The sequence below is a fragment of the Xanthomonas sp. NCPPB 1067 genome (genome assembly GCF_020783795.1).
GTDB lineage: Bacteria > Pseudomonadota > Gammaproteobacteria > Xanthomonadales > Xanthomonadaceae > Xanthomonas > Xanthomonas melonis.
Genome location: NZ_JAJGQG010000004.1, coordinates 167,027 through 189,255, shown reverse-complemented (window position 1 = coordinate 189,255; position 22,229 = coordinate 167,027). Strand labels below are relative to the sequence as shown.

Genomic DNA, 22,229 nt, shown 5'->3' with positions numbered 1-22,229 from the left:
ACGCCATGATGTTCCGCCTGCATCCGCTCCAACGCAATACTCTCTCAATGAAACGGACTTGATACATGTTGACCGGCATGCTTCTGCGGACCTACTTCTCCCTGCACCATGCACAGATGGCGGCATACCATGCCAGAACAGCCGCGACGCTTGAGCTCGATGGCTCTGAAGAAAACGCAAGTGCAATGAGCGCTCACGTCTCCGGCGCCGTGATTTGCGCAGGCGCCTTCATCGACGCTACCGCCAACGAGCTTTCCGAAAACGACGGCCGACCACGCAAGGACATCCGTGGAGTGCCTGCATCGATTGTGCGGCCTGGGCCATCAACTCCGCTACCGAGTTTTTGGATGACTTCTTCTCACGCTTGGGAAAGCCCCCGAACCACGACCATCTCCGCCACCGAATCGACGTACATCGCCAGTAGTTGCCTTTCCTCAGGCAACGGGCCAACCACGTGCTCAAGTCTTCTTTTTTAGTGGCTTCGGCCTGCCCTGCTGCGTGTTAGGCGATGCCGTAGACCATCTTGCAATAGTCGACGGTATAGATGATGAACGCATCGATCTGGCCGATCATGCCCTTGTTTCTCGGATTGGCTAATTGTCCGGGTGAACCAGTTCTCTCCAATCGCCCGACTGCAAGATATGGATGCTCTTCGGACCGACGCAAAGCAGAACATCGCCCACCACCGACACGTCCTCGCACTCAGGCACCATGTTGATCTTTTCCAACCGACTCTTCGGCGCCTGCGGATCCAAGCGGAACAAGCCCTGGTTGGATGAAAAATACAAATGCCTGCCGAAGAAGGCCATGTTTGTCAGGAGCATGTTGTCATCGTAATGACTGACGTCTCGAAAGCCTTCAGCGGCGTTACCACGCATTACCGCTCCATTGAATCCACAGGCCCACACTACACCGCCCGGCGTGCACATCACCGCCATGAGGGTTTCATCGGTAGAGGTTTCACAAGCTATCCAGTCGTGGCCGCCGTAGTGGTAGATCCCCTGCCCGCCGGCAACATACAGGTCGTCGGCGCGGTAGCCATCGATGTCCGACAGATCGTCCCCCACAATAGGGGAATGCAGCGCGAGGTCTGCCTTCAAAAGCGGTGCTGGCTTGCGCAATGTGCCTGCCATGTCGCTCCAGCCCCGGCCGTTCCGCCGGTAGATCTGACCACCACCTCCACAAACATACAACGAACCGTCGATTTCCTTGAGCGCGTTGAGGTATCCGTAAACAGGTCCCTCCGGCTCTGCCAATCCCGCGCCTTCTATCTTTTCGGCCAGCTGGTCACCGGGCCAGTAATAGAGGACTTGCCCCTGCCTGGAGAGCACGGCATAGCGGCGCTGGCTGCCGAGCGCCCGGTGCACGACGCACATGTCAACGGCAGTGAAATACGGCATGTCGGTGTGACGCCAGGTGTTGGGGGCCTGAGCATCAAAATAGAAAAGCCGAGTGAACTCTTCGCTGGTGTCGAGGGCATCAGGTTTCGATGCGATCATGTAATAGTCGCTTTCGATGGCGGTGCAACGGCTGAAAGTGATGGCGACTGCGTTCATTGTCTTAACCCGCTATCGCAGCGGGCCTCCTTGCGATGTTTTTCCTGGACCGATCTTTGAGAAATCGATGGGTATTTTTCCGCTGAGGTCTGCCCGCACGACCGTATCAACGTCCACCCCCTTGAGCTTATGGTACGCAAGTAACTGCGCTTCAGCAGGATGGGGTTGCAGCCTGTGATTTTCCCTACCGAAAACGCACCTACTGCTTCTAGTAAACCGAGTTCTGCTGTGCCTAGCGGGCTTGCCAGCCAAGCCCGCCGCTCACCCAGAGTGATCAGGCGCCCGCAATGGGAGGTCCATGGCAGGCCTACCGCGACGGTTTGGCAGCCAATCTGACGAACCCCAAGGCACTGGTGTTTTCCAGCAGCGCCTTCGCGACACTCTTCAACCCCAGACTTGGCCTTCTGGGCCAAGGCAGCCGCGGCACTGGTTGTCGCGGCGATCTCGCTCACCTTGAACACCCTGATCGCCAATGCGATTTCCGCCGACGCGGCTCGCAAGCGCTACGCCACCACCAAACAGATCATCGACCGGTTGACCGGCGGGCTGCTGACCTTCTTCGGCGCAAGACTCTTTTATCCGAATAGAAACTTTGCCGCCATGTGCGGCCAAGCCGAGTCGGCCTTCACCTACGCAGTCCGTTGCTTGCCACAGCATTAGCAACCTTGCTAGCGCCCTAGGGCATCGTGCGCCTCGCGCTCCCAGGCTTGGCGTTGCGCGATGGCCAAGCGCTCGGCTTCTTTTTCACCATAACGAAGCACAGAGAAGTACCTTCGCTTGGGTAATCCCTCTGGTTTGGTGAACTGAGCCACTCGATACGTCACCCTCCGCACCTGTCCGTTGCGCAGAACCGTTTTGACATTGACAGTACCTACACCTGGAACTCTATCGGTCTGCAGGCGATACGGATTGGGCGCGGGCTCCTCCTTGTTGGGAATGATGCAAACAGCAGGCTCATCATTGCCGCGCGACGACCGGAGGTCGAGCTTTTCGTCGTGGTAAATGACGTGCCCATGAACCTGCTTGAGCAATTCAACGCGTGCCCCAATTGCCAGTTGTCTTGCTTTTTCCTCGCCATATACGCGCACTGCGAACTGCCGCGTCTTGCATGTGCCGTCTTCAAAGTGGATAGAGGCTTTCCATTCGCCCATTTTCGTGCGAAACACACCAGGCACACCGCTGGTATTCGTTGATCGGCGAATGGCGTGTGCCTCTTGCTTTGTCAACGGCGGGAAACGTTCATTGACCTCAGCCCTAAAAGCCAGTGCAGCTTTTAACGCTTCTTCCATGCTGCCAAATGCCTTCGCGCTGAATTGACGCCCAATGACGCTTCCACGACGGCGAATGCTTACACGCCAAGCGGACGGGACTGAGTTGACAGTGCGCATGCTAATTCCATAACGTTTTGTCTGGGCGGTCAACCCCAGCCAAGCGTTAAGTTGTACAAAAGGATGATCTTTGGCGCCTTCACCAATCCGCTGTTCAACATCTCTGTTGTGCAAAGGGGCGCTGATGATGCCAAATACCATACTGTTATGCCTAGTAAATCGGATGAAAAAATACCTGCCGGGCGCAGGCCTGCGAGGGGAGATGCGGCTTTAAAACTGACCCGCAGCAATGCTTCTGCTGCGACGCCAGGTAATTGAGCGCGCCGTCGCCATTTACTTATCTAAGTTTTTAGGATTAGCATTCCGACCGTCGCGGTAAGTGAGCATCGTCATATATAGGATGAATATGACTAGAAGAGGTGCATACCTATAGGAACTAAGGTTGTGTCTCTAACGTAAGCTCGGCCTGAATGTGGTTGACATCCGCATTGACGTACGAATAGTTTGATTCCGTCCAATACGGCGAATTCACCCCCGATACATCAAATTCAAAACCCCCCGGAATGTTGACTGTTGCTGTAAAATAAAGAGCAGAGCCATCGTCTGACGTGTATTCAAACCAAATCATTAATATATCGACATCATTACTATAAACGTGGCAACTGCAACTTGAATTTTGCGGCAGGTCAGTAGGACGGTTATCCCAATGCGCTCCAGCGCCATTGTGCCCGTAATTGGTCAAGGTTAAAGAATGATTAGAGGAGTTCGTAATTTTCAAGGTTATGCTGTGAATGCTCATCATGTCATCCTTGTCAATGGAAAAGCGATAATCCTCCCGATGCTGCCGTCAGTCAACCTAGCCGACCGACTTCACACTTTCCAACCTAACGACCACTTAGGCTCGCCTGATAAACCATTTCACAAATGTTTTCTAAAATTATTTTAAATCACTGTACGAAGTGGCTCTTTCAAAACAGAAGCAGCGCGTACTGGAGCGTGAAGTGTGACTCTGGCTAACTGCCAATCGATGAGGCTGAAGACGGCTTGCACAACTATTCCTGAGCTTACGTGCCAATAATAAGACAGCAGTTGTTCGCTCTCAGCTACTTTTACGGGTGGATGTTCTGCCTTGGCAATCGCCACGTCAGGGCGGTCACCAAAGTGCATACCGAAAGGCAGGTCACCGAGATATCCCGAGGAACCGAGGTCGCCCCGTCGCTTGTAGGTAATGGCCGATACGATCTTGTCAGGCAGCTCGTGAGGACGGTTTGCTGCCCCAGTGATTTCCTTGAAGTAAATGACAGTGCCATGTGATCGGGCTCGGCCACTCATTTCCTCGGGGCAACCGATGTCCTCATCGATTTCGTTGCTCAGTCCCAGGCTCGCAAGGAAATCCTGCACCTCCAGCGAATCCGAGGAATGCCCGAGTTGAGCCAAGCCCGGCATGGTGTAAGGGGCGTTGAGAGGAATATCCAGTAACTGCGGGTCTAGCATGACGTCGTCGAAAACGTTCTTGCGCCGGATATGAACGTGAGCCAGAGGAGAGTCCTGCCCATCATTCTGAAAGCCAAAGTTCAGAACGAAGTCGTCGACGACAAAGAGGTCCGTGGAGGTTTCGTAAACGGTTCGGCGGGCCAGTGGCGCACCTAACGCCGCATATGCGGCATCTGATCGTCGGGTTGTCATGCGCACGCCCCGGAAAACCGGACCTTCGAATCCCTGGTAGATCTGAACACCTTTAGCGAAAAACGCAATCTGTTCTAAAACGAACGCTGCTTCAACACCACACGGGGATCGATGCACCAGATCATAGTCTTCGCGGGGCTGGAAGATCAGGCAGAAGCCGTCCCGCTCAGACTGTACGACCATAGACTCCTTGGACCGACGCATCAGCTCGTATTCCACATCCGTATCGCCATTGTCTTCGACTAAACCTTCACTCTCTACTTGGTCGGGAGTCATAGGGCGGTCGTGAATATATTTCTGGACGAGATATGCCTCCAAGCGATGGGCTTCGGAAGAGCAACCTAATAATTCGATCAAAGCCAAGACGTCACCGATAAAATCAGCCATCACAACCCCTAAATCTCTGCGCCTTGCCTTCAATCACAAAGTCCGTATTTACGCTTTCCATTAGTTGGCACGCCAATCTGGAAGAACTGCAGCTTTTCCCCTTCGAAGGCCACTGTCCACACGAGTCCATCAAGGAAGTAACTGTCATTGTCTGGTAGGCGCCTTTTCAGATTTTTAAGTTTGCTCTCAATTTCGCTACGCGAATCTGTGGCATTAAGGCTATAAGGCAAAGGGCCAGTATAAATTCCGTGATCCTGCCCCTCATCCAGCAGCATGATCTCTAATTGATAAAATACAAAAGTACCTTCACTTTTGGGCGTAATGCCCAAGCTTTCCACGCTGATTTGGAAAGACATGGTAAGCCCAGTACCTTTTATCGGAATAATGGTATCAAGCGACTTTCCTATTTTTGGCCGTTTTTTGACCCCTGACGCCGTCAGGTAAGCATCGAAAGGCTTATAGATACTGCCGTGCCCTAAAAAACCGATCATTTCAATCGCATTCATTATTTAGCCTTTATTGCGTTATCAATCGCATCCTGAATGTATTTATCCCAATCCATATTCCTCAACTCTTCAGCCGCTTTGTCATAAGCATCTTTGCACCCGTGATCTTTACCCTCCATAGCTTTTGATATTTTCTCAGTATTTCTTTTCACCGCGCCCTTCAAGTCTGATGCGTCTTTCTTGATCTTCTCAGGAGTATTTTTGTGCCTCCAAGTGTCTCCGTCAGAATGTATATCAGGCGGAATGGCGATGGTCGGAGCCTGATTTCTAACTGCGTTTAGAATTTTCTTCGCCTGAATTTCATTTATTCTCATTCCGCTCTCGCGCAACTCCAGGATTTTTAGCTCCGCAGCATGCTCTAGCGCGGCACCCGAAGGCGTGTGGTCCTTTTCCAGGCCACTGCCCTTCAGTGACTTTCTGTCGTTATAAGGCACCTTCTTGCCGCAATCCTTGTGCCTCTTGGGCTTTCCCGTGTCCTTACCGCCTGCATTGCCCTCCGCCTTCTTCGCAGCAGCTTCTTCCGCCTCCTTGGCCTCCCGCTTGGCCAAGGCCTCTTCCGCCTCGCGGGCAGTTTTCTTGCCTACTGCCTCAACTGCAGCGTCAGCGGCTTTCTTACCGTACTTTGCGCCCGTGGAGGCCATGCCCGCGCCAGGAATCATGGCCGCCGCGCTGATGGCAGCATTGACTTTATCGCCCTCCGCCAGATAGATCAAAGCATTGGCGCCATCCGCGATTTCGCCGGCCCCGGGAATCAGCCCGACGACATCCAACCCGGTATGCACCACGTCGCTGCCCCAGCGACTCCACCAGCTTTTCTCGGGCTCGGTGGGCTTGATAGGTGGGGCGCTGTTGCCGTGCGGATTAGGCGCGGTGTCCGGGACCACGATGCCCGTGGTGTTGCCGATCGGACCCGGTGACGGATAGTTATTGGGCTTGACGCGCGCGTTGCGTGTTTCGGCCTCTGGCGGCCGGGGTCTTTTGGACGCCATAGGGTGTTACGGTTTCTTCCAGTTCATCCACATCTTGTCGGCGGTACGCACGATGGCCCGCCCGTTGACGTACACGGATTTGCTGTGGTCGATGTCGTGACTGATGAAGACGTTGGTCTGGCTGACCACCCCCTTTCCCTGTCCAGGTTCATCGCCCATCACGTTGTCCACATAGCTCTGGTTGTGCAGATACACCGGCTTTCCCTGCAAGAAGACGTTGGGCGAGCAATGCTGGCTTTGATCCAGCTGGTGGGTGATGGGATATGGCACCGGCACGCCGTTCTTGCTGGGCGTCAGGCAGACGTCGGGCGCGAGCGAGACGACGCGAAAGCGCCCGTCCTTGGCGACGATGTTTTCATTGGCCATGGCTGGCTCCCCGGGCTTGGTTCTGCCGGGCTGCCTGCTGCATCGCCTCATCGAGTTGCATGCCAGTGCCTGCAGGCCAGGTGCCCAGTTCCAACTGCCGCACATCGGTCTTGGCGCTGACGACCGCGCGACGCACGATGCTGAGCGTGCCCGCTTCCAGATCGAGGATCACGGTGTCGATGTGCATCGGCGCGAACATCAGCACACCGACCTTCAACCGCACCAGCAACTGCAAGTCCTGGCGGGGCAGCGTGAAACGGTAGGGGCCCTTGTGCCTTGCTGCCGCCGTGAAATGCACCAACACCACTTCCTCACCGCCTTGCGGATAGTCGATCTGCTGGTCCTCGGGTGCGCAGTTCCAGTAGCGGTAGTCGTGGTCGAGCGGGCTCCTGGGCCACTGGATCTGCTTCCAGCGCTCGTCGTGGGTGCCGGCCAGCGCCACCCGCGGGGACCACCAGCGGCCTACCGGCCCGACACCCACGACGGGATAGTCGTCCTGCCCGGTATAAGGGCGATTGAATGCCTCGATCTGCGGTGCGGGCCGTTCGGCGTCGGACATCGATGCATCGGTGATGGGCGGGGATCCCAGCGAGGCACCGTCGCGCCGGAGTCTGTCCAACGCCTCGTTGGCTTGCACCACCGCGTCGGGCAACCGCCCGCAACCGATAGGGTTGGCGGGGTACAGCGCCGGCAGTTGCGAATGCGCCTTCCGTGCAAATTGCCGCGATGCGTCGGGCATGCCGCCGTCCAGTTCGCCGTCCGCACAGGCCTGCAAGGCATTTTCCTGGCGGATGACGTTGGGGCCGCCGAAGGCAGTTTCGTAGCGCAGGCGCACACGGGTAGTCGGCTCGGGATCGGTCAGTTGGAGCATGCCCAGTGCGGCGACGGACCGGGCAAAGCGGCGCGGACCGGTAACATGAAAGGTTTTTTCGATGGCGCTTCCGAAGCGAAATCCCACTGGCCAACGGGCCAGCGGCGTGCCTTCCGGCGAATGTGCTGTTGCATTGACCAAAAGCACGTCGCACCTGGGCTTATATGGCGCGTAGTCGCTTTCTTGCAGAAGGCTACTTTCGTTGACCTTGCCTTGGAACTGGTCCGCTTGGCACAGCGGTAGCTGCTGCTCGGGCGGCAGCAGCACCGGCTCCATGCGTCCGTTCTTTTCCTGAAGTTGGAGCAATGAGTACGAAATGCGGGTGACCACCACATGGAAGATGTCCCCCTGCGGATCCACATGCTGGAAGTATTGGCTCGGCCAAGGCGTGTGGTTGATGACTTCCGGAACGCCCGCAGCATCGATAGGGCTGGGCAAGGTGTGCGATGGGAGTGCCATGGCGTCGATTCAATTAAGGTCGATGCGCTTGGAATCCAGGCCAATGTGCTTGGTCCCCACCACATCGATTTCCTTGCCGTTGACGGTGATCTGCCCGCCTTTTTCCATCTTGATCACCGAGGCGCCGCATACCAGTTCGATGGAATCGCCTGCCTCGATGCGGATTACCTTGCCGGTCTTCTGGCTCCAGTTTTCCCCCACCTTGGTGGTCTGGCTCTGCCCCACGGTGACCGAGCGGCCCATCAGCACGTTGGTGCTCTGCGTCAGCCCCACGTTGACCACCATGGCCGCGCCCACGTTCACGTTGTAGGCCGCTCCGATGTTCATCATCTTGGCCAGGCCCACGTTCTGCAGATAAGCCAAGCCAATGGTCTCGGTCTTGAAACTACCCACCTTGATCGACCAGTTATTGCCGATCTTGTCTTTCTCGTTGCGACCAATGGTCTGAGTTCGGTTCTTGCCGATGCTCACCGTCTCATCGATCCCCACGTCGCGCCGACGGTTGTCGCCCACGGACAGGGTTTCGTTATGGTCCACGCGCCGCTTGCGGTCGTTGTGGACGGTCTGGGTTTCGTCGTTGTCGATGGTGGTCACGCGGTCGTGGTGCACCGTGCGGGTTTCATCGTGGTCCACCACGGTACGCAGATCGTGGCCGATCCAGCGGTCCTCGTCGTTTTCCACCTCGGATAGTTGGTCCTTCTGCGCGTGCAGCCACAGCTGCTCGGCCCCGGCCTTGTCTTCGAATCGGATGGCATTGGCATCGCCCGCTCCGTTCTTCAATCCGTCGCCAAATGCGCCACCCTTGCTCGATTTGGTCTTGATGCCCGATTGCGTGGCGTTGCCGGGCAACGACCACGGGGGCATGTTGTTGGCGTTGTAGACGCAGCCGGTGATGATCGGGTAATCGGGGTCTCCGTTCAAAAAATCCACCACGACCTCGTGGCCGATGCGCGGGATGAACATGGCCCCGAAGCCGGAGCCGGCCCAACTGCTGGAGACGCGCACCCAGCAACTGGAGTTCTCGTCCATCGCACCCACGCGGTCCCAGTGGAACTGCACTTTGACGCGCCCGTACTGGTCGGGCCAGATCTCTTCGCCGGGCGGACCGACGACCACAGCAGTCTGCGGGCCAGTGGTCTTGGGTTTGGGCGTGGTGCGCGCCGGCGTATAGGGCAACGTAGTCGGCTGCGCCTGCAGGGTGAACTTCTGAAACGAACCCTCCTCCTGCGGCGTGCCCTTCGGCCCGGGCGCCGCGGCGCTGACCTGGGGATTTTCCTTGAAGTGGTACTCGAGGCTGGTGAGCAGGTACTGCTGGTTCTGGTCTTCGCGGGGGTAGTTCTCCAGCGTAAAGGTATAGCCAGGTGCAAGGGCCCTGTGGCGCGATTGCCCACGCACGATGCTGTGACCCGTCAGGCTCTCCTGCAGACGAACACGGGCATAGGCCTCACCGTCGCCAAAGTCGGTATAGCCCCCAGGCCATTCGTACATCTCGTAGCTGTCGTGCGCATGGCCCGGCGGGGTCTGACGCATGTTGGAGAGGTCCGCCCGGGGTTTGGTGAAGTCGTAGTCGTCGTTGTAGTGCCGTCCGGAGTGGATGCTCTGGCTCAGTTGCCAGGCGTGGATGTTTTCCTTATCAGCGACCGCCGCCTTCTCCGGCGGGTAGAACGGAATCACCGCCGCCCCTGGCAATGGGCTGTGCGAGGCGACGATGTCGTCGGCCAGGGTCAGCGTGTGCTGGCCCGCATTGTGCTGATGGAAGTAATAGATGCCCTCGTGCTCCATGAGGCGCGAGACGAATTGGTAATCGGTTTCGTTGTACTGGACGCAGTAATCCCAGGTGCGATAGCTGCGCGTCAGGCGTTTTTCCATGGGGTAACCATATTTCCCCAAGACCTGCTCGATGATTTCCGGGGCAGTCTTTCCCTGAAAAATCTTGAAATCGCTCTTGCGGGTGGCCAGCCAAAGCCAGGGACTCAGTTCGAGCCGGTAGGCGTAATACCGATGATCCTCACCCTGCATACCAAATCGCGTGACGATTCCATCGAGATGTCGCACCCCACCCCCCTGCGTTTCCACCACGACGGTGGCGTTCTTGCCCAGCAACGCCTTGGGATCGATCCCCTTGCTGTCGCTCAACAAGTCGATATCGAAACGAAACAGTTGGCTGATGGCCTCCTCCCCCTTCAACTGCCTGAATTGCAGTTGATCGCCAACGGGAGTTTGAATCGTAACGCGCCGGGTCATTTTCCATGGGCGTACCCGTGAAGGAAACGCAGTTGTATCAATTGGCGCGGATATTAACGTGCAACCGATAACATACGCCCTTCCCCTACGAGCGAATATGTGTATTCAAATGTTATTTCTTATATTTTAGATAAGCCATTTTTATCTCCATCATGGTAATCCCATGCTTTGAGCAAGGGAGTCGCCATGTTGCAGCGCCTGCATCGGGCGCCCATGCAACGCTCAGAACCGGTACTTGGCACTGGCGGTCCAGGTGCGCTCTTTTCCCAGGTAGCACTCGCCGTGGTAGCAGATGGTGTTGTATTGGTGGTTGAGCAGGTTGGTGACGTTCAAGGCCATCCGCCACTTTCCCGTGTCATAGCGCAGCATGGCTGCCAGCAGGGTGAATCCGCCCTCTGCCGAAGTGTTGGCTTCGTCGTTCTGGCGCTCCCCCACGTAGTTGAGACCCGCGCCCACACCGAAGCCTCCAGCGAGCGCGTAGTCCAGCCAAAGCGATGCAGTCTGCTTGGGCACCGTGGGCGGGATCTTGCCGACTTCGGTGACGTCCGCGCTATCGGTCACCTCGAGATCGAGCCAGGTATAGGATGCGGCGAGCTGCAGCTTCGGAGACAACGCGCCTTTGGCTTCCAGTTCCAAGCCGCGCGAGCGCTGCTTGCCGATCTGACGTGCGTCCGAAGTGATGCTGTCGTACGTGACCACGTTGGTCTTTCGAAGATCGAACAACGCTGCGGTGAACAGACTTCTGCCGTCCTCGGGCTGGTACTTGATGCCGGCCTCCACCTGCTTGCCGCGACTGGGCTGGAACGGTTTGTTGTCGGCGTCCACGCCACTGGTGGGCAGGAACGATTCGGCATAGCTGGCGTAGGGCGACCATCCGCGGCCCAGCAGGTAGTTCACGCCGATGCGGCCGCTGAAGGCGTCGTCCCGTTGTCCCGTGCGTTGCGCGTTCAGGCGGTTGGCCGTGGTGGTCGTAACGCGGTCCCGGCGCCCGCCCAGCGTGGTGACCCAACGGTCCCCAACGCGGATCTGATCCTGTGCGTAGAGCCCGATCTGATCCATGTCTTGGGTGAAATCCGCCATGGGGGTGCGCGGTGCCGGCACGGCCATCCCGTAGACCGGAGAGAGCAAGTCCAGGTTGGGTCCCGTGCCCCGAAAGCGCAGCGCCCTGCCTTCGAGGTGGTTCCAATCCAGCCCGAACAGCAGTGTGTGCTGGACTGATCCGGTGCGCGCACTACCCTGCACCTGCGTGTCGACGGACCCTTGCTTCAGTCCGTCGTCCCAGGAGCGCGTGCTGCGGGACAGTGTGTGTCCGTCCCCCTGCAGTGCATCGCCCCACAGGGCATCGCGCTCCAGCGCGATGTCGGTGTATCGCGTGTTCTGGCGCAACGTCCAGCCGCCCTGGAATGCATGCTCGAACTGGTAGCCGAGCGAGTACTGGTTCTGCTGGAAGCGGCTGAACGACGGATCGCCGTATTTGATGCGGCGCAGGCGGTCGTCGGGATCGACAAAATTGGCGTAGTACGGGTCTTCGCCCGAGCGATCCTTGATGAACTCCCCCAGTAGTGTGAGCGAGGTGGTGGGCGTAGGCCGCCAACGCACCGATGGGGCGAGATGAACGCGTGTGCGGTTGATGCGCTCACCATTGGGATACCGATCCTGGTCATTGCTGTCCAAGCCCACGCCCACCAACCGGAGGCCCACGTTGCTGCCATCGCCCAGAGCACCGCCCACATCGAATGCCACTTGCCTGCGGTCGAAACTGCCGACCTGCACCTCGATCTCGCGCGCAGCGTCCGCACCCGGCGCCTTGCTCACACGGTTGACGACACCGCCCGCATCCCCCTGGCCGAACAGTACCGACGCCGGGCCGCGCAGCACTTCCACGCGCTCCAGCCCATACGGCTCGGTCAGGCGATAGATCACCCCGAACTGCGTCTGTGGCAAGCCGTCCCTGTAGCTGCTGGTGTTGCCCGGAAAGCCGCGCAGCGCGATGTACTCCCAGCCGCGGTTGTCCGGTCCGTACGCGGCCACCGAGACACCGGGCGTCTGCGCCACGATGTCCATCAGGTCCAGCGAGCCGCGCGCATCCATTTCGGTGCGCCCAATCACCGAGATCGACTGCGGTGTCTCCAGCATCGCGGTGTCGGTCTTGGTGGCCGTCAGGCTTCGCTGCGCCGCATAGCCGATGGGCTCGGGCACTTGTGCATCCGCCGTGACCTGGAGCGTCGGAAGCGAGGTGGCGGCGGGTAGTGCCGCGGACCTCAGCACCACCAGGCGTTCTTGCAGGTCGATCTCGGCGGCGAGCCCTGTGCCAGCCAGCATCCGGTGCAGGGCTTCGCGACGGCTCAAACGGCCGAAGACGGCTACCGATTGCCTGCCCGCCGTCAGCGAAGGCGGCGCCAGCAACTGCATGCCGGCTTGCCGGGAAAACTCGTTGAGCGCCTCGCCGAGCGGTCGCGCGGGAACCGAGACGGAAATGGGCGCCTCATGCTCGCGCGCATCGGTTGCCGATGCGGGAGCGGACACACCAAGGACAAGCAAGGCAGCGGCCATGCCGGTTGAAACAATGGAAGGCACACGATGGGGCATGGAACCGGACTCCGACGGGCAAGAATGAACGACCTTTGCCTCGGTGGCGACCGATGAGGGGCCGGGCTCGCGCTGTTGCGCTTCGGCGCCGCCCTGCATGCGCGAGCGGACTCTCGGATTGGCTGCCTTGGTAAAACGGTATGGCAGTGGGAAGACCGATTGGCTGCGGCAGAATCCTGCGGCACGCAAGCAGCAGGATCCTTCTCACCTCGCCTTGCAAGGCAAGGACGCAGCCCGGGCGGTTACGGCTTGCCTTGCTGCTCGTAGTCCGTCAGGTAGTGCTCCGGGTTGCTCTGCGCGGACAGATCTTCGTCATAGCGCACCCAGGTGGACTTCTGCGAGCCGGGGACATACAGCTCGCCCGCGCTCCCATTGAGGATCAGCAGCACGTAGGGGCGTCCGTTGAGCTGGACCGTGTAACGCGTGTCCTTGGCCGTGGTGCTGGTCGTTGCGAGCAAAATCTTCTTGTCGATCGTGCTGTCGGAATCGGTGACCTGGATCAGTGCCTGGTTCTTCTCGCGCGGGCCGTAACGCAAGGTCCAGGCCTTGACGCCATCGGTGGACGCATAGGTCTTCACCTGCGTGGCGATTTCCGCGCGAGGCGCGTCTGCATGGACCGTCGCAACAGCACCGGCAAACAGGACGGGAAAGAGCACGGCCGTGGCAGTCAACTGGCGCAGGCGGTAGCGAAGTTTCATCAACATCTTCCTTGGTGGATAGGTCAGGGAACGTACGGAGAGGTTCAGGACTCAAGGCTCAGCAGCTGGATCACACACCACGTGCTGGCTTCACGAACTCAACCGCCCTGCCTGTATCAAGACGAACAAGCGGTCGATTTCCCCACCCGCAGGATTCAAGCAACCGCTTCGGGGTGTCGCGCTTTGCAGCGCTGGCTACTTCGGCCAGTGCGCCAGCGTCCCTGACCGCTTGCCTGGTCCAGTTCCTGCGGCTAGCGTGGGCGGCCCGATCCTGATCGGTCCGCTGGAAAGGCGCAAACGAGAGCCAGGCCTGCACAAATGCTACGCATTGTTCACTCGACTTCATTTCATCGACTGGCTGGGCTGGCTCTTTCGTTGACGCCGGCCCTGGCTGTCGCCGAAGTCAGCGACAAGATGCCCTCCCCGACGGATGTCTGGATCATCGCGCTTGCCGCGTCGGGTGTGTGTGGCGCGCTCATCGCCTGGCGGCCTTGGGTGGGGGCCTTGGCCACCGTTCTGCCTGCGTTTTGGCTGACTGGACTGCTGTTGGAAATGCACTCGCCCGACATCGGCCCCTACCTGTCTGCAGAGCGAGGCTGGATCTACTACCTTCAGGCGTACCTGGGTGCGGGGGTGTTCGTTACCGCGCTGGTGTTCGGGCTGCGCATGGGCCTGCGACGGCGTAGGACAATCGCGCCATCAGCCCGCGCGCGAAAGCGCGATTGAGCAATCGCCATATGGCCACCGATGTCATATGCGACGCTGTACCAAGGCTTGTGATGCCGAGCTACTGTGATCGCGCTTTTGGTCCGGCAATTGGCTGTCTCCCGACTACATCGTCGAAACCTGTGGCACCTCGACCTCAGCGCTGCACGAGGTTTTCCCCTTTCCACCACGAGCCTGACTGCACACGGCCAATGAACCCCAATATCTGCACTGCCGCCAGGCACATCGTGTCGACGATGCACCGCCAGATCGAGACAGATCCAGCCCTGAAACTGACCTTCGAAGGTGCGATTTTGGTGGAAGAGGAAAATTTCCCCAACAGACAGGCCTATGAGGCGGCAGTCCATGTGGAGGGCTGCCCGGCATGCCAGAGTTGGCTCAGCAGTTGGCTGGATGCGCAGTCCCCGGAACGCATCCGACACCGGGAACGGCAAGCAAGATATTGCTGTCTCCACATGTTCGAGGCAGTGACAGATCCTGCGGCCGAGATTCGATTCTCGTTCGAGCTGTTCCGTCTCGACCCGTGCTGGCTGATCAATGAGCACTACGCGTTTGCGAATTTCTGTCCCTGGTGCGCGCAGAGGCTGCCCGCACACGCATTCGAGCCTGACGGGCTTTGAGGCAGCATGCCCGTGTCGACATTCGATATCCCCCAACGGGAATGCCGGCCTGCTGGCACCTTTTGGCAAGCCTTCCCCCACCGCAGCCATCGACGAACCGCAGGACCATGACCACCATTGCAGGCTTCAGTTCTCCCAGCCTTGGGCTGGCACTCGCCTTGGCTGCTGCATCTCCTGCGATCGCAGCGCTATCTCCTGCGCAGGCAGCATCTGCCCCGCAAACCGTCCCCTATCCCGCGACCGACCCGTCGTTCTCCCGGCCCGACGCACAGCGCATGCCGAGCCGCGCTACGCTGCGTGCGTTCTTGACTGAAACGAAACGCTACGCTCGCGCGAACACGTTCTGTTTCGTACAGCGGCGACTGGACCGGCCGGAGACGGCCGATCCGGGCATGAGTGTGTTGTCCATGATCTGGCATGAAGGCAAGGCGATCTACCTTGTCAACCTCGTTAGATCGGGAGAGCGCTACGAACGTGATAGCGCAATGGATCCGTTGACCGAGGGGCGGTTACTGGCCTCCAGCACAGACGCCGTGGATCTCACCACCGATGTGGTTCCGACCGACGAGGATGTCGGCACCAGCACCTTTCTGGTGAGCCGTTCCTGGGTTGATCGTGAGCACTCTCAGTGTCGGCGCGTGGGCGTCCAAGTGAGGATTGCGGCGTTCAAGCCACCCACGACAACGCCATAGTTCCCGATCTGCATGACTTGAACGCGCTGCAATGATTCGAATGCTCAGTCCGACAACTGGACTCAAGACAGGCGATTCATGCACGCATGCATGGCGTTCCATTCGCGCGATCAGCATGAACAAGCACGATTGCGAGATTGCACCTTTCATCGTGGTTGTAGCCAAGCCAGGTCGAGTGAGCTCAATCGGTCATAGCGTTTGGCTAGCTGCAACAGCGCGACGGTGTGGGAGACCCCTAGTTTCTTTTGCAATCTCGCCTTGTAGGTTCCCACCGTCTTGGAGTTCACGCCTAAACGCCGAGCGACCTCTTTTGGCCGCTGGCCCTGGATGAGCAAAGATGCCACCGCCAGCTCGCGAGGGGATAGCATGTCGAATGGATCACCACTGGATGGGCGTGAATCGAAAGCCAGGTTCTGCGCGATAGCGCTTCCGAGATAGGAGTGACCGGCAGCGGCCTTACGCACGGCTTTTATCAGTTCGCGCACTTCACTACTCAGGCTGATGCAACCCGATGCTCCCGCACGCATCACACGCGCAGGCCAGGGTCCATCATCCATCTCTGACAGGACGACGACGCGCGGCATACCGTCATTCCCAATCAGATGCGGGATGACATCGATGGCGCGGGCGTCCGGCAACGTCATATCGCATAGCACCACGTCCGGGCATGCCATGCGAATCTTTTGCAGTGCCTCCTTGCCCGAGCCAGCACCACTGCGCACATCGATTCCAGGCTCGTGGGAAAGGAGCATCTCGATGCTTTCGCGCACCAACGTATGCCTTCCAATGACATAGACCGCGATAGCCATGCTGCTGCCCTGCTTGCGCCTGCTCCTGCTCCTGCTCCTGCTCTTGCGATTGCATCACTGCGGTTGTTGCACCAAGAGCCGCTGGGCCGGACTTCAATTCGCAGCGCTTCACTTAACGTAGTCGAGCGAGAGGCGGATTTCCCTACCTCCCGATCGAGACGGGAGCGCTGGTGCGAACAGCACTGATTTGGGCTAATCTGGACGGATGTCTAGCGCCGTCGACGAATGGTTCGTCCAGCACATCCTCATCCACGAAACGGCCTTGACCGCTTACCTGAGGCGTTGCTGGCCCAACCCTGATGACGTCCACGATCTTCGCCAGGAGATCTATGCCCGCGTGTACGAGTCGGCGAGCCGCAAACTTCCCGACATGCCGCGGGCTTTCCTCTTCAGCACCGCCAATCACCTCGTCACCGATCGCATCCGCCGCAGCAGGGTGGTATCGATCGAGGCAGTGGGTGATCCAGACTCCCTGCTCGTCTTAGTAGATGAGTGCACCCCGGAGCGCTGGATGGGTGGGCGCCAGTTGCTCGCACGCCTTGTCCACGCCTTCGACCGGTTGCCAGATCGCTGCCGCGAAGTGGTGTGGCTGCGCCGTGTGCAGGAACTGTCGCAAAGGGAGGTCGCCGTGCAGTTGGGTATCAGCGAGAAGACCGTCGAAAAACACATGGCCAAGGGCGTGCGCCTGCTGGCGGACTATTTCCACGGCTCCACGACACCCCCGCTTCCGACGCCCGTCAAGGCACTCAATTCAACGCGCGATGGACAGCAGGCAGATTGAACAGGTCGCCGCGCAATGGCTGGCGCGGCGCGAGAGCAGCCCGTGGGATGCGACCGACCAGATGCAACTCGACGCCTGGCTGGCACAGTCCACTGCGCATCGCGTTGCGTTCCTGCGCCTGGATGCAGCCTGGCGGGAAGCTGGGCGCCTGAAGGCGATCGCCGCCGGCCTCCCGAAGGGCGGCCCGCCGCCGCGCGGCCGTTTTGCCGGGAATGCAGTCGCCGGTGCCGCCGATGGCACGCTCGCGCGCACAGAGCCATGGTCCCGCCCCGCTCGGCCCAGGCGCCGCTGGAAGGCACCGCTCGCTGTCGCGTTGGTCGGTGGCATGGCCATTGCCGGCGCCCTGTTCCTGGACCGCGCCCCACCTGCGCCGCCACGAGCGGGGCTCGCCTACCAGAGCATGCCCGGCACACTGCGGTCGTTGACCCTGGCCGATGGCTCACGGTCCACGCTTGGCAGCGATACGCGGATCAGCGTCGATCTCGGGGGCCGTGAACGGCAGATTGCGCTGCAGCGAGGCGAAGCCTTCTTCGAGGTCGCCAAGGACAGGAGCCGCCCATTCGTCGTGCAGGTCGGCACACGCCGCGTCGTGGCCGTCGGCACGCAGTTTTCCGTGCGCCGCGATGCCGACGAACTGCGGGTGATCGTCACCGAGGGAACGGTACGCCTGGAGACCGATCCAAAGGATGGCAAACCGCAATCGCCGGTACTCATCGCCGCGGGCGGGATCGCCGTGGCCGGTCCCCATGGCGTGCTCGTTCGCGCCAGCACCATCGCCGAAGCAGAGCAGCAAGTGGACTGGCGATCGGGCTATCTCAGCTTCGTCAATGCGCCGCTGCGCGAGGCGGTGGCCGAGTTCAATCGCTTCAGCACACGTCCATTGGTCCTGGCAGATCCCCAGTTGGGAGAGCTGCGCATCGGCGGGCGCTTCAGTTGGCGCAACACCGACGGGTTCGCGCGGCTGCTCGAGCGCAGCTATCCGATACGCGCCGAATCGCGCGCCGAACAGGTCATCCTTCACGCCCGCTGAGCGCCGCCTGCGTGGTGCCACGCGTCTGTCGGTGGGGATACAGCGCATTCGTTCGTCTTTATTAGCGGGCGCAACGGTGCGCCGTGAATGGGAAAGAAGGACCGGATGTCGCTTCGTGCGTGCTCGCAATGGCTCGGCTTGATCTGCTGTGCAGTGCCCGCGCTGCAGGCAATCGCCATACCCACCACGATCGACATCCCCGCCGGCCCGCTGAGCGTGGCGCTGGACACCCTGTCGCGCCGTGCCGGGACGCAGGTGCTGTACCAGCCGCAGCAGGTTGAAGGTGTCTCAAGCCCCGGCGCCCATGGCGCAGCGGGCGCTGACCAAGCGCTGGAACAGTTGCTCCGCGGCACTGGCCTCATGGCGCACCGCGATGCTTCCGGCGCGGTATTGCTGCAACCGGCACCGGCGAGCACACCCGCTGCGACGCCAGGGCCGCAGGCAGCACGCCCTCGCACACCGGGGCCGATCGCGCTGCAGGCGATCAAGGTCACCGGCTCGCGCATTGCCCGCTCACAGGTCGAAGGACCGGCACCGCTTGCGGTCATCACCGCCGAGCAGATCCAGGCCGGCGGCTTCAGTACCGTGCCGCAGGTGCTGCGCGCCATGACCCAGAACATCGGCCAGACACAGAGCGAGCAGTCACTCGGCAACGCCGACTACAGTCCGGGATCGCAGCAGGTGGATCTGCGGGGCCTGGGACCGAATCACACGCTGGTGTTGGTCAACGGGCAACGCATCGCCGACTTCCCGATGCCTTTCATGGGGCGCAGCAACTTCGCCGATGTCTCCGGCCTGCCGTTGGGCCTGATCGAACGCATCGAGGTCCTGACCGGCAGTGGATCGGCCGTCTACGGCTCCGATGCCATCGCCGGCGTCATCAACTTCATCCTCAAGCAGCGCGCCGACGGCACCACGGTGGATGCGCACGTGGGCCAGACGGACCGCGGCGATGCGCAGTCGTTGGAACTGGCAATTTCCAGTGGTTATTCGCACGCTGCCTTCGACGGCATTTTTGGCTTACAGCTCACCTCCCGACAACCGCTTTGGGCCTACCAGCGCAGCCGCCAGGATTCCACCCGCGACGCACCGACCGAGCGCGCGGCTGCGCCGCGCCGCACCTTCTTGCGCACCGATGCCTCCGGTGCCTACCTGGATCCGGGCGAATCGGCCTGCGTGCCGCTGGAGGAACTCAACGGCAACAGCACCGGCTACAGTGCGCGCCCCGGGCAAGCTGCCGTCGATCCTGCGACCGGCCAGCGTGGCCCAGGCTATTACTGCGGCAGCCCCGCGTCCATCGGCTACGGCACCGTGCTGAACCGGCGCCAGGGATTCAATGCGCATGCGTCGCTGCGCTACGCGCTGGACGCGTCATCGCACTGGTTCGCCGACCTTCAGTTCGGCTCGCACGCAGTCTCGCTGCTGCGCGATGTGCCCAGCTGGGCCTACATGGACGCCGACGGCAACGAGCAAGGCGACTTCTACAACCGTGCGACGGGCCAGGTCGAGTACTGGAGCCGCCAGTTCACTCCCGAGGAAATGGGAGGGCTGGCGCGCAACATGATCGATACGCGGCAAAAGACCTTGAGCATCGCCACCGGCATCAAGGGGCAGCTTGGCCAAGCGTGGTCCTACGAAACGACCCTGAGCCATTCGCAGTACCGGGCACGCATCAGTTGGCCACGCATCGTGGCTGCACGTGCGAACGGGCTGTTCCTCGGGCAACCGACCGGCACGGATCCCGGCTCGACTACCGCGGTGTTCGATGCCGATCCCGCTCGCCTGTATGCCCCGTTGCGCCGCGACGAATACGAGGCCATTGCGGCGCGCACGCAGTACACGCCGCGCTCGCGCACGGACACCCTCTCGGCCACGCTGACGAATACCCAGCTGGGAGCCTTGCCAGGCGGAAATGCCGCACTGTCGGTGACGGCCGAAGTCGGCGGGCAGTCCTACGACCTGCACCCCGATCCCCTGGCGACGCAGTATTACTACTACAGCTGGCGCGATGCCGATGGCAGCGGAAGCCGTGATCGCTGGGCGCTGGCCAGCGAGTTGCGCCTGCCGGCGACCGAGCACTTGAACGTCAGCTTGGCCGGCCGCTACGACCAGTACCGCTACACGGGACGGCATCCCGGTCGCTTCACCTGGAACGCAGGACTGGAATGGCGTCCCCGCGACAGCCTGCTGTTGCGGGGGTCCTATGGACCAGGCTTTCGTGCCCCCGACCTGCATTACCTCTATGCAGGCGAAGGCAACGACGAAGCCACAAGCGTGGACTACTACCGCTGTGCCACCCAGGATGCCCAGGCCAGCACCGCCGCGTGCCGCTTCAACGACGAGTCGCTGGTGCGTCGCCGCCGCGGCAACCGGGATCTCAAGGCGGAAACGAGCACGGCCTGGACCGCAGGCGTGGTGTGGTCCCCTCAACAGGGCCTGGACCTGTCGATGGACTATTTCTCGATCGACATGCGCGACCAGGTGCAGGACCTTCGCGTAGACCGCGTCTTGCGCGATGAGGCCGACTGCAGGCTCGGACAACGGGACCCGGCCTCCAGCGCATGCCGCCAGGCGGTCGAGCGCGTGGAGCGGACTGCAGAGGGCGCTCTCTATGCGGTCTCGGTAGCGCCGATCAATGTAGCGCGGGAAACCACCAGCGGCGTGGATGCCAGCCTGCGTTACCGGATCCAGACGCGTGCAGGAGCGTTCGATTTCATCGGCAGCTACACCTGGGTGCACCAGCACCGGATCCAGCTCCAAGGCGGTGGCGCCATAGAGGACGCATTCGCGGTCAACAGTGGCTACGACGCACCACGCACGAAAGCCAACGCCACCCTGCTCTGGTCCCGCAATGCGTGGGCCGCCAGCCTACAGGGCCAGCGCCTGGGGCGCCTCCCAAGTGAAGACTCGTCCCTGGAGATTTATCAAGCAGGCAGCGGAGCCAGCCCCTGGATTGCTGCGACCTACCGCTTCAACGGCACGCTGCAGTACCGCTTCAACGCGCGCGCGCAAGTGTCGCTCGCCGCGACGAACCTCTTCGATGCGATGCCGCCAGTGGACCGCAGCGCGACGGTCTACCCGTATTACGACACGTCCTGGTTCGACACGACCGGACGGCGACTGACTCTCCAGTACACCCAGAAGTTCGGTGGCACGCCGCTCTACTAGGCCGCTACCCGAGCAGTGACGTTGCCCGGGACGATCGCTCCGCACCGGCCGAGTGCAACCCGATGCAACGCCTCCCGCACCCGCCCCAATGGGCGTTCGTTCACACCACCCCAAGGAAAGGAAATGAAAGCACCCCGTCCCACCTCCCTCACCGTGATTGCCTGGCTGTTGATCGTCTCTTGCGTGCTGTCGGTCGCCTCTTTCGTGATGGCCCACGGAAACCCCGCAGCAGAAAGCATCATGCGCCAGGGCGTTCTGCCCCTGTGGCTTCAGTATGCGATCGGCTATTTGGGCATGGCCGTGCAGCTGGTCTGCGCCCTCGCCTTTCTCAAGGGCAAGGCCTGGGGACGAACGCTCTACATCGGCTGGGGCGTCATCGGGTTGGTGATCGGATTCGCGACATCGCCCATGAAGCTGGCGCTGATTCCCGGGGCGATCCTGTTTGCGGTGGTTGTGTTCTTCCTGCTGCGCCCGGCGGCCAATGCGTTTTTCGCCAACGGCCGCCATGACGTCAGCCTCGGCCGCGCCTGAGTCAGGCACCGCAGACCGGCGCCCACGCAGCGGGTACCGGTCCTCATGTGATGCGCCTACCCGCTGCTCACACCCCATGCCGATCTCGATGCACGGCCGATGCCGTGGCATGGGGACCTGTCGATTGACGAAACACGTTCAAGACTTCTTACAGACCATCGCATGAACAGTGAAATTCGCGCCGAGCACCGTC

The 22,229-nt window shown here is 60.5% G+C and carries 20 protein-coding genes; 8 read left to right on the top strand and 12 right to left on the bottom strand.

Features of this window, described 5'->3' with window-relative positions; genetic code table 11:
* Positions 1 to 593: 593 nt before the first annotated feature.
* Positions 594 to 1,556, bottom strand: coding sequence for a hypothetical protein (locus tag LL962_RS05210; protein WP_228316166.1), 963 nt, complete (start codon positions 1,554 to 1,556; stop codon positions 594 to 596).
* A gap of 396 nt (positions 1,557 to 1,952) precedes the next feature.
* Between LL962_RS05210 and LL962_RS05205 the strand changes: the two genes are divergently transcribed.
* Positions 1,953 to 2,216: a hypothetical protein gene (locus LL962_RS05205; RefSeq protein WP_228316165.1), complete on the top strand. Its 264-nt coding sequence runs from the start codon at positions 1,953 to 1,955 to the stop codon at positions 2,214 to 2,216.
* 8 nt (positions 2,217 to 2,224) lie between these two features.
* On the opposite strand, the gene LL962_RS05200 is transcribed toward LL962_RS05205, so the two are convergent.
* The 10 genes from LL962_RS05200 to LL962_RS05155 form a co-directional block, all read right to left on the bottom strand.
* Entirely contained in the window at positions 2,225 to 3,085 is an 861-nt protein-coding gene (locus tag LL962_RS05200) for an AP2/ERF family transcription factor (RefSeq protein ID WP_228316164.1), read from the bottom strand.
* Between the two features lie 235 nt (positions 3,086 to 3,320).
* Positions 3,321 to 3,683, bottom strand: coding sequence for a hypothetical protein (locus tag LL962_RS05195; RefSeq protein WP_228316163.1), 363 nt, complete (start codon positions 3,681 to 3,683; stop codon positions 3,321 to 3,323).
* 143 nt (positions 3,684 to 3,826) lie between these two features.
* The gene (locus LL962_RS05190) at positions 3,827 to 4,957 is read right to left on the bottom strand and encodes a hypothetical protein (protein ID WP_228316162.1); all 1,131 of its coding nucleotides are present in this window, start codon (positions 4,955 to 4,957) and stop codon (positions 3,827 to 3,829) included.
* A gap of 29 nt (positions 4,958 to 4,986) precedes the next feature.
* Complete coding sequence (locus LL962_RS05185; RefSeq protein WP_228316161.1) at positions 4,987 to 5,463, bottom strand: hypothetical protein; 477 nt, start codon at positions 5,461 to 5,463, stop codon at positions 4,987 to 4,989.
* Complete coding sequence (locus LL962_RS05180; protein WP_228316160.1) at positions 5,463 to 6,452, bottom strand: hypothetical protein; 990 nt, start codon at positions 6,450 to 6,452, stop codon at positions 5,463 to 5,465. The genes LL962_RS05185 and LL962_RS05180 overlap by 1 nt, the downstream gene beginning before the upstream one ends.
* 6 nt (positions 6,453 to 6,458) lie before the next feature.
* Positions 6,459 to 6,818 carry a DUF4150 domain-containing protein gene (locus tag LL962_RS05175; protein WP_228316159.1) on the bottom strand — a complete coding sequence of 120 codons (360 nt, stop codon included), beginning with the start codon at positions 6,816 to 6,818 and terminating at the stop codon, positions 6,459 to 6,461.
* Positions 6,808 to 8,148 carry a DUF2169 family type VI secretion system accessory protein gene (locus LL962_RS05170; protein ID WP_228316158.1) on the bottom strand — a complete coding sequence of 447 codons (1,341 nt, stop codon included), beginning with the start codon at positions 8,146 to 8,148 and terminating at the stop codon, positions 6,808 to 6,810. The genes LL962_RS05175 and LL962_RS05170 overlap by 11 nt, the downstream gene beginning before the upstream one ends.
* A 9-nt stretch (positions 8,149 to 8,157) precedes the next feature.
* On the bottom strand, positions 8,158 to 10,392 hold the full coding sequence (locus LL962_RS05165; protein WP_228316157.1) for a type VI secretion system Vgr family protein: 2,235 nt from the start codon (positions 10,390 to 10,392) through the stop codon (positions 8,158 to 8,160).
* Between the two features lie 222 nt (positions 10,393 to 10,614).
* Entirely contained in the window at positions 10,615 to 12,981 is a 2,367-nt protein-coding gene (locus tag LL962_RS05160; protein ID WP_228316156.1) for a TonB-dependent siderophore receptor, read from the bottom strand.
* 242 nt (positions 12,982 to 13,223) lie between these two features.
* The gene (locus LL962_RS05155) at positions 13,224 to 13,679 is read right to left on the bottom strand and encodes a hypothetical protein (protein WP_228316155.1); all 456 of its coding nucleotides are present in this window, start codon (positions 13,677 to 13,679) and stop codon (positions 13,224 to 13,226) included.
* A 375-nt stretch (positions 13,680 to 14,054) separates the two neighbouring features.
* Between LL962_RS05155 and LL962_RS05150 the strand changes: the two genes are divergently transcribed.
* From LL962_RS05150 to LL962_RS05140, 3 genes are all read left to right on the top strand, one after another.
* Positions 14,055 to 14,405, top strand: coding sequence for a hypothetical protein (locus LL962_RS05150; RefSeq protein WP_228316154.1), 351 nt, complete (start codon positions 14,055 to 14,057; stop codon positions 14,403 to 14,405).
* 191 nt (positions 14,406 to 14,596) lie between these two features.
* Positions 14,597 to 15,025 carry a hypothetical protein gene (locus LL962_RS05145; RefSeq protein WP_228316153.1) on the top strand — a complete coding sequence of 143 codons (429 nt, stop codon included), beginning with the start codon at positions 14,597 to 14,599 and terminating at the stop codon, positions 15,023 to 15,025.
* Positions 15,026 to 15,132: 107 nt separating this feature from the next.
* Positions 15,133 to 15,717, top strand: coding sequence for a hypothetical protein (locus tag LL962_RS05140; protein WP_228316152.1), 585 nt, complete (start codon positions 15,133 to 15,135; stop codon positions 15,715 to 15,717).
* A gap of 146 nt (positions 15,718 to 15,863) precedes the next feature.
* Here LL962_RS05140 and LL962_RS05135 read toward each other — a convergent pair whose 3' ends face one another.
* Positions 15,864 to 16,526: a LuxR C-terminal-related transcriptional regulator gene (locus LL962_RS05135; RefSeq protein WP_228316151.1), complete on the bottom strand. Its 663-nt coding sequence runs from the start codon at positions 16,524 to 16,526 to the stop codon at positions 15,864 to 15,866.
* A 205-nt stretch (positions 16,527 to 16,731) separates the two neighbouring features.
* Here LL962_RS05135 and LL962_RS05130 point away from each other — a divergent pair, with 205 nt between their 5' ends.
* The 4 genes from LL962_RS05130 to LL962_RS05115 all read left to right on the top strand — a co-directional run bounded on the left by LL962_RS05130 (position 16,732) and on the right by LL962_RS05115 (position 22,036).
* Positions 16,732 to 17,307, top strand: coding sequence for an RNA polymerase sigma factor (locus LL962_RS05130; protein WP_228316150.1), 576 nt, complete (start codon positions 16,732 to 16,734; stop codon positions 17,305 to 17,307).
* Entirely contained in the window at positions 17,288 to 18,337 is a 1,050-nt protein-coding gene (locus LL962_RS05125; RefSeq protein WP_228316149.1) for a FecR family protein, read from the top strand. Before LL962_RS05130 ends, LL962_RS05125 begins: the two co-directional genes overlap by 20 nt.
* 105 nt (positions 18,338 to 18,442) lie before the next feature.
* Positions 18,443 to 21,505, top strand: coding sequence for a TonB-dependent receptor (locus LL962_RS05120; RefSeq protein ID WP_228316148.1), 3,063 nt, complete (start codon positions 18,443 to 18,445; stop codon positions 21,503 to 21,505).
* Between the two features lie 123 nt (positions 21,506 to 21,628).
* Complete coding sequence (locus LL962_RS05115) at positions 21,629 to 22,036, top strand: hypothetical protein (protein WP_228316147.1); 408 nt, start codon at positions 21,629 to 21,631, stop codon at positions 22,034 to 22,036.
* Positions 22,037 to 22,229: the final 193 nt, after the last annotated feature.

Coding starts and splice junctions, on each gene's coding strand:
- LL962_RS05115 (WP_228316147.1), top strand. CDS start 21,629: ATGAAAGCACCCCGTCCCACCTCCCTCACCGTGATTGCCTGGCTGTTG.
- LL962_RS05175 (WP_228316159.1), bottom strand. CDS start 6,818: ATGGCCAATGAAAACATCGTCGCCAAGGACGGGCGCTTTCGCGTCGTC.
- LL962_RS05160 (WP_228316156.1), bottom strand. CDS start 12,981: ATGCCCCATCGTGTGCCTTCCATTGTTTCAACCGGCATGGCCGCTGCC.
- LL962_RS05125 (WP_228316149.1), top strand. CDS start 17,288: ATGGACAGCAGGCAGATTGAACAGGTCGCCGCGCAATGGCTGGCGCGG.
- LL962_RS05195 (WP_228316163.1), bottom strand. CDS start 3,683: ATGAGCATTCACAGCATAACCTTGAAAATTACGAACTCCTCTAATCAT.
- LL962_RS05135 (WP_228316151.1), bottom strand. CDS start 16,526: ATGGCTATCGCGGTCTATGTCATTGGAAGGCATACGTTGGTGCGCGAA.
- LL962_RS05140 (WP_228316152.1), top strand. CDS start 15,133: ATGACCACCATTGCAGGCTTCAGTTCTCCCAGCCTTGGGCTGGCACTC.
- LL962_RS05120 (WP_228316148.1), top strand. CDS start 18,443: ATGTCGCTTCGTGCGTGCTCGCAATGGCTCGGCTTGATCTGCTGTGCA.
- LL962_RS05190 (WP_228316162.1), bottom strand. CDS start 4,957: ATGGCTGATTTTATCGGTGACGTCTTGGCTTTGATCGAATTATTAGGT.
- LL962_RS05130 (WP_228316150.1), top strand. CDS start 16,732: ATGTCTAGCGCCGTCGACGAATGGTTCGTCCAGCACATCCTCATCCAC.
- LL962_RS05200 (WP_228316164.1), bottom strand. CDS start 3,085: ATGGTATTTGGCATCATCAGCGCCCCTTTGCACAACAGAGATGTTGAA.
- LL962_RS05170 (WP_228316158.1), bottom strand. CDS start 8,148: ATGGCACTCCCATCGCACACCTTGCCCAGCCCTATCGATGCTGCGGGC.
- LL962_RS05210 (WP_228316166.1), bottom strand. CDS start 1,556: ATGAACGCAGTCGCCATCACTTTCAGCCGTTGCACCGCCATCGAAAGC.
- LL962_RS05165 (WP_228316157.1), bottom strand. CDS start 10,392: ATGACCCGGCGCGTTACGATTCAAACTCCCGTTGGCGATCAACTGCAA.
- LL962_RS05180 (WP_228316160.1), bottom strand. CDS start 6,452: ATGGCGTCCAAAAGACCCCGGCCGCCAGAGGCCGAAACACGCAACGCG.
- LL962_RS05145 (WP_228316153.1), top strand. CDS start 14,597: ATGAACCCCAATATCTGCACTGCCGCCAGGCACATCGTGTCGACGATG.
- LL962_RS05155 (WP_228316155.1), bottom strand. CDS start 13,679: ATGAAACTTCGCTACCGCCTGCGCCAGTTGACTGCCACGGCCGTGCTC.
- LL962_RS05185 (WP_228316161.1), bottom strand. CDS start 5,463: ATGAATGCGATTGAAATGATCGGTTTTTTAGGGCACGGCAGTATCTAT.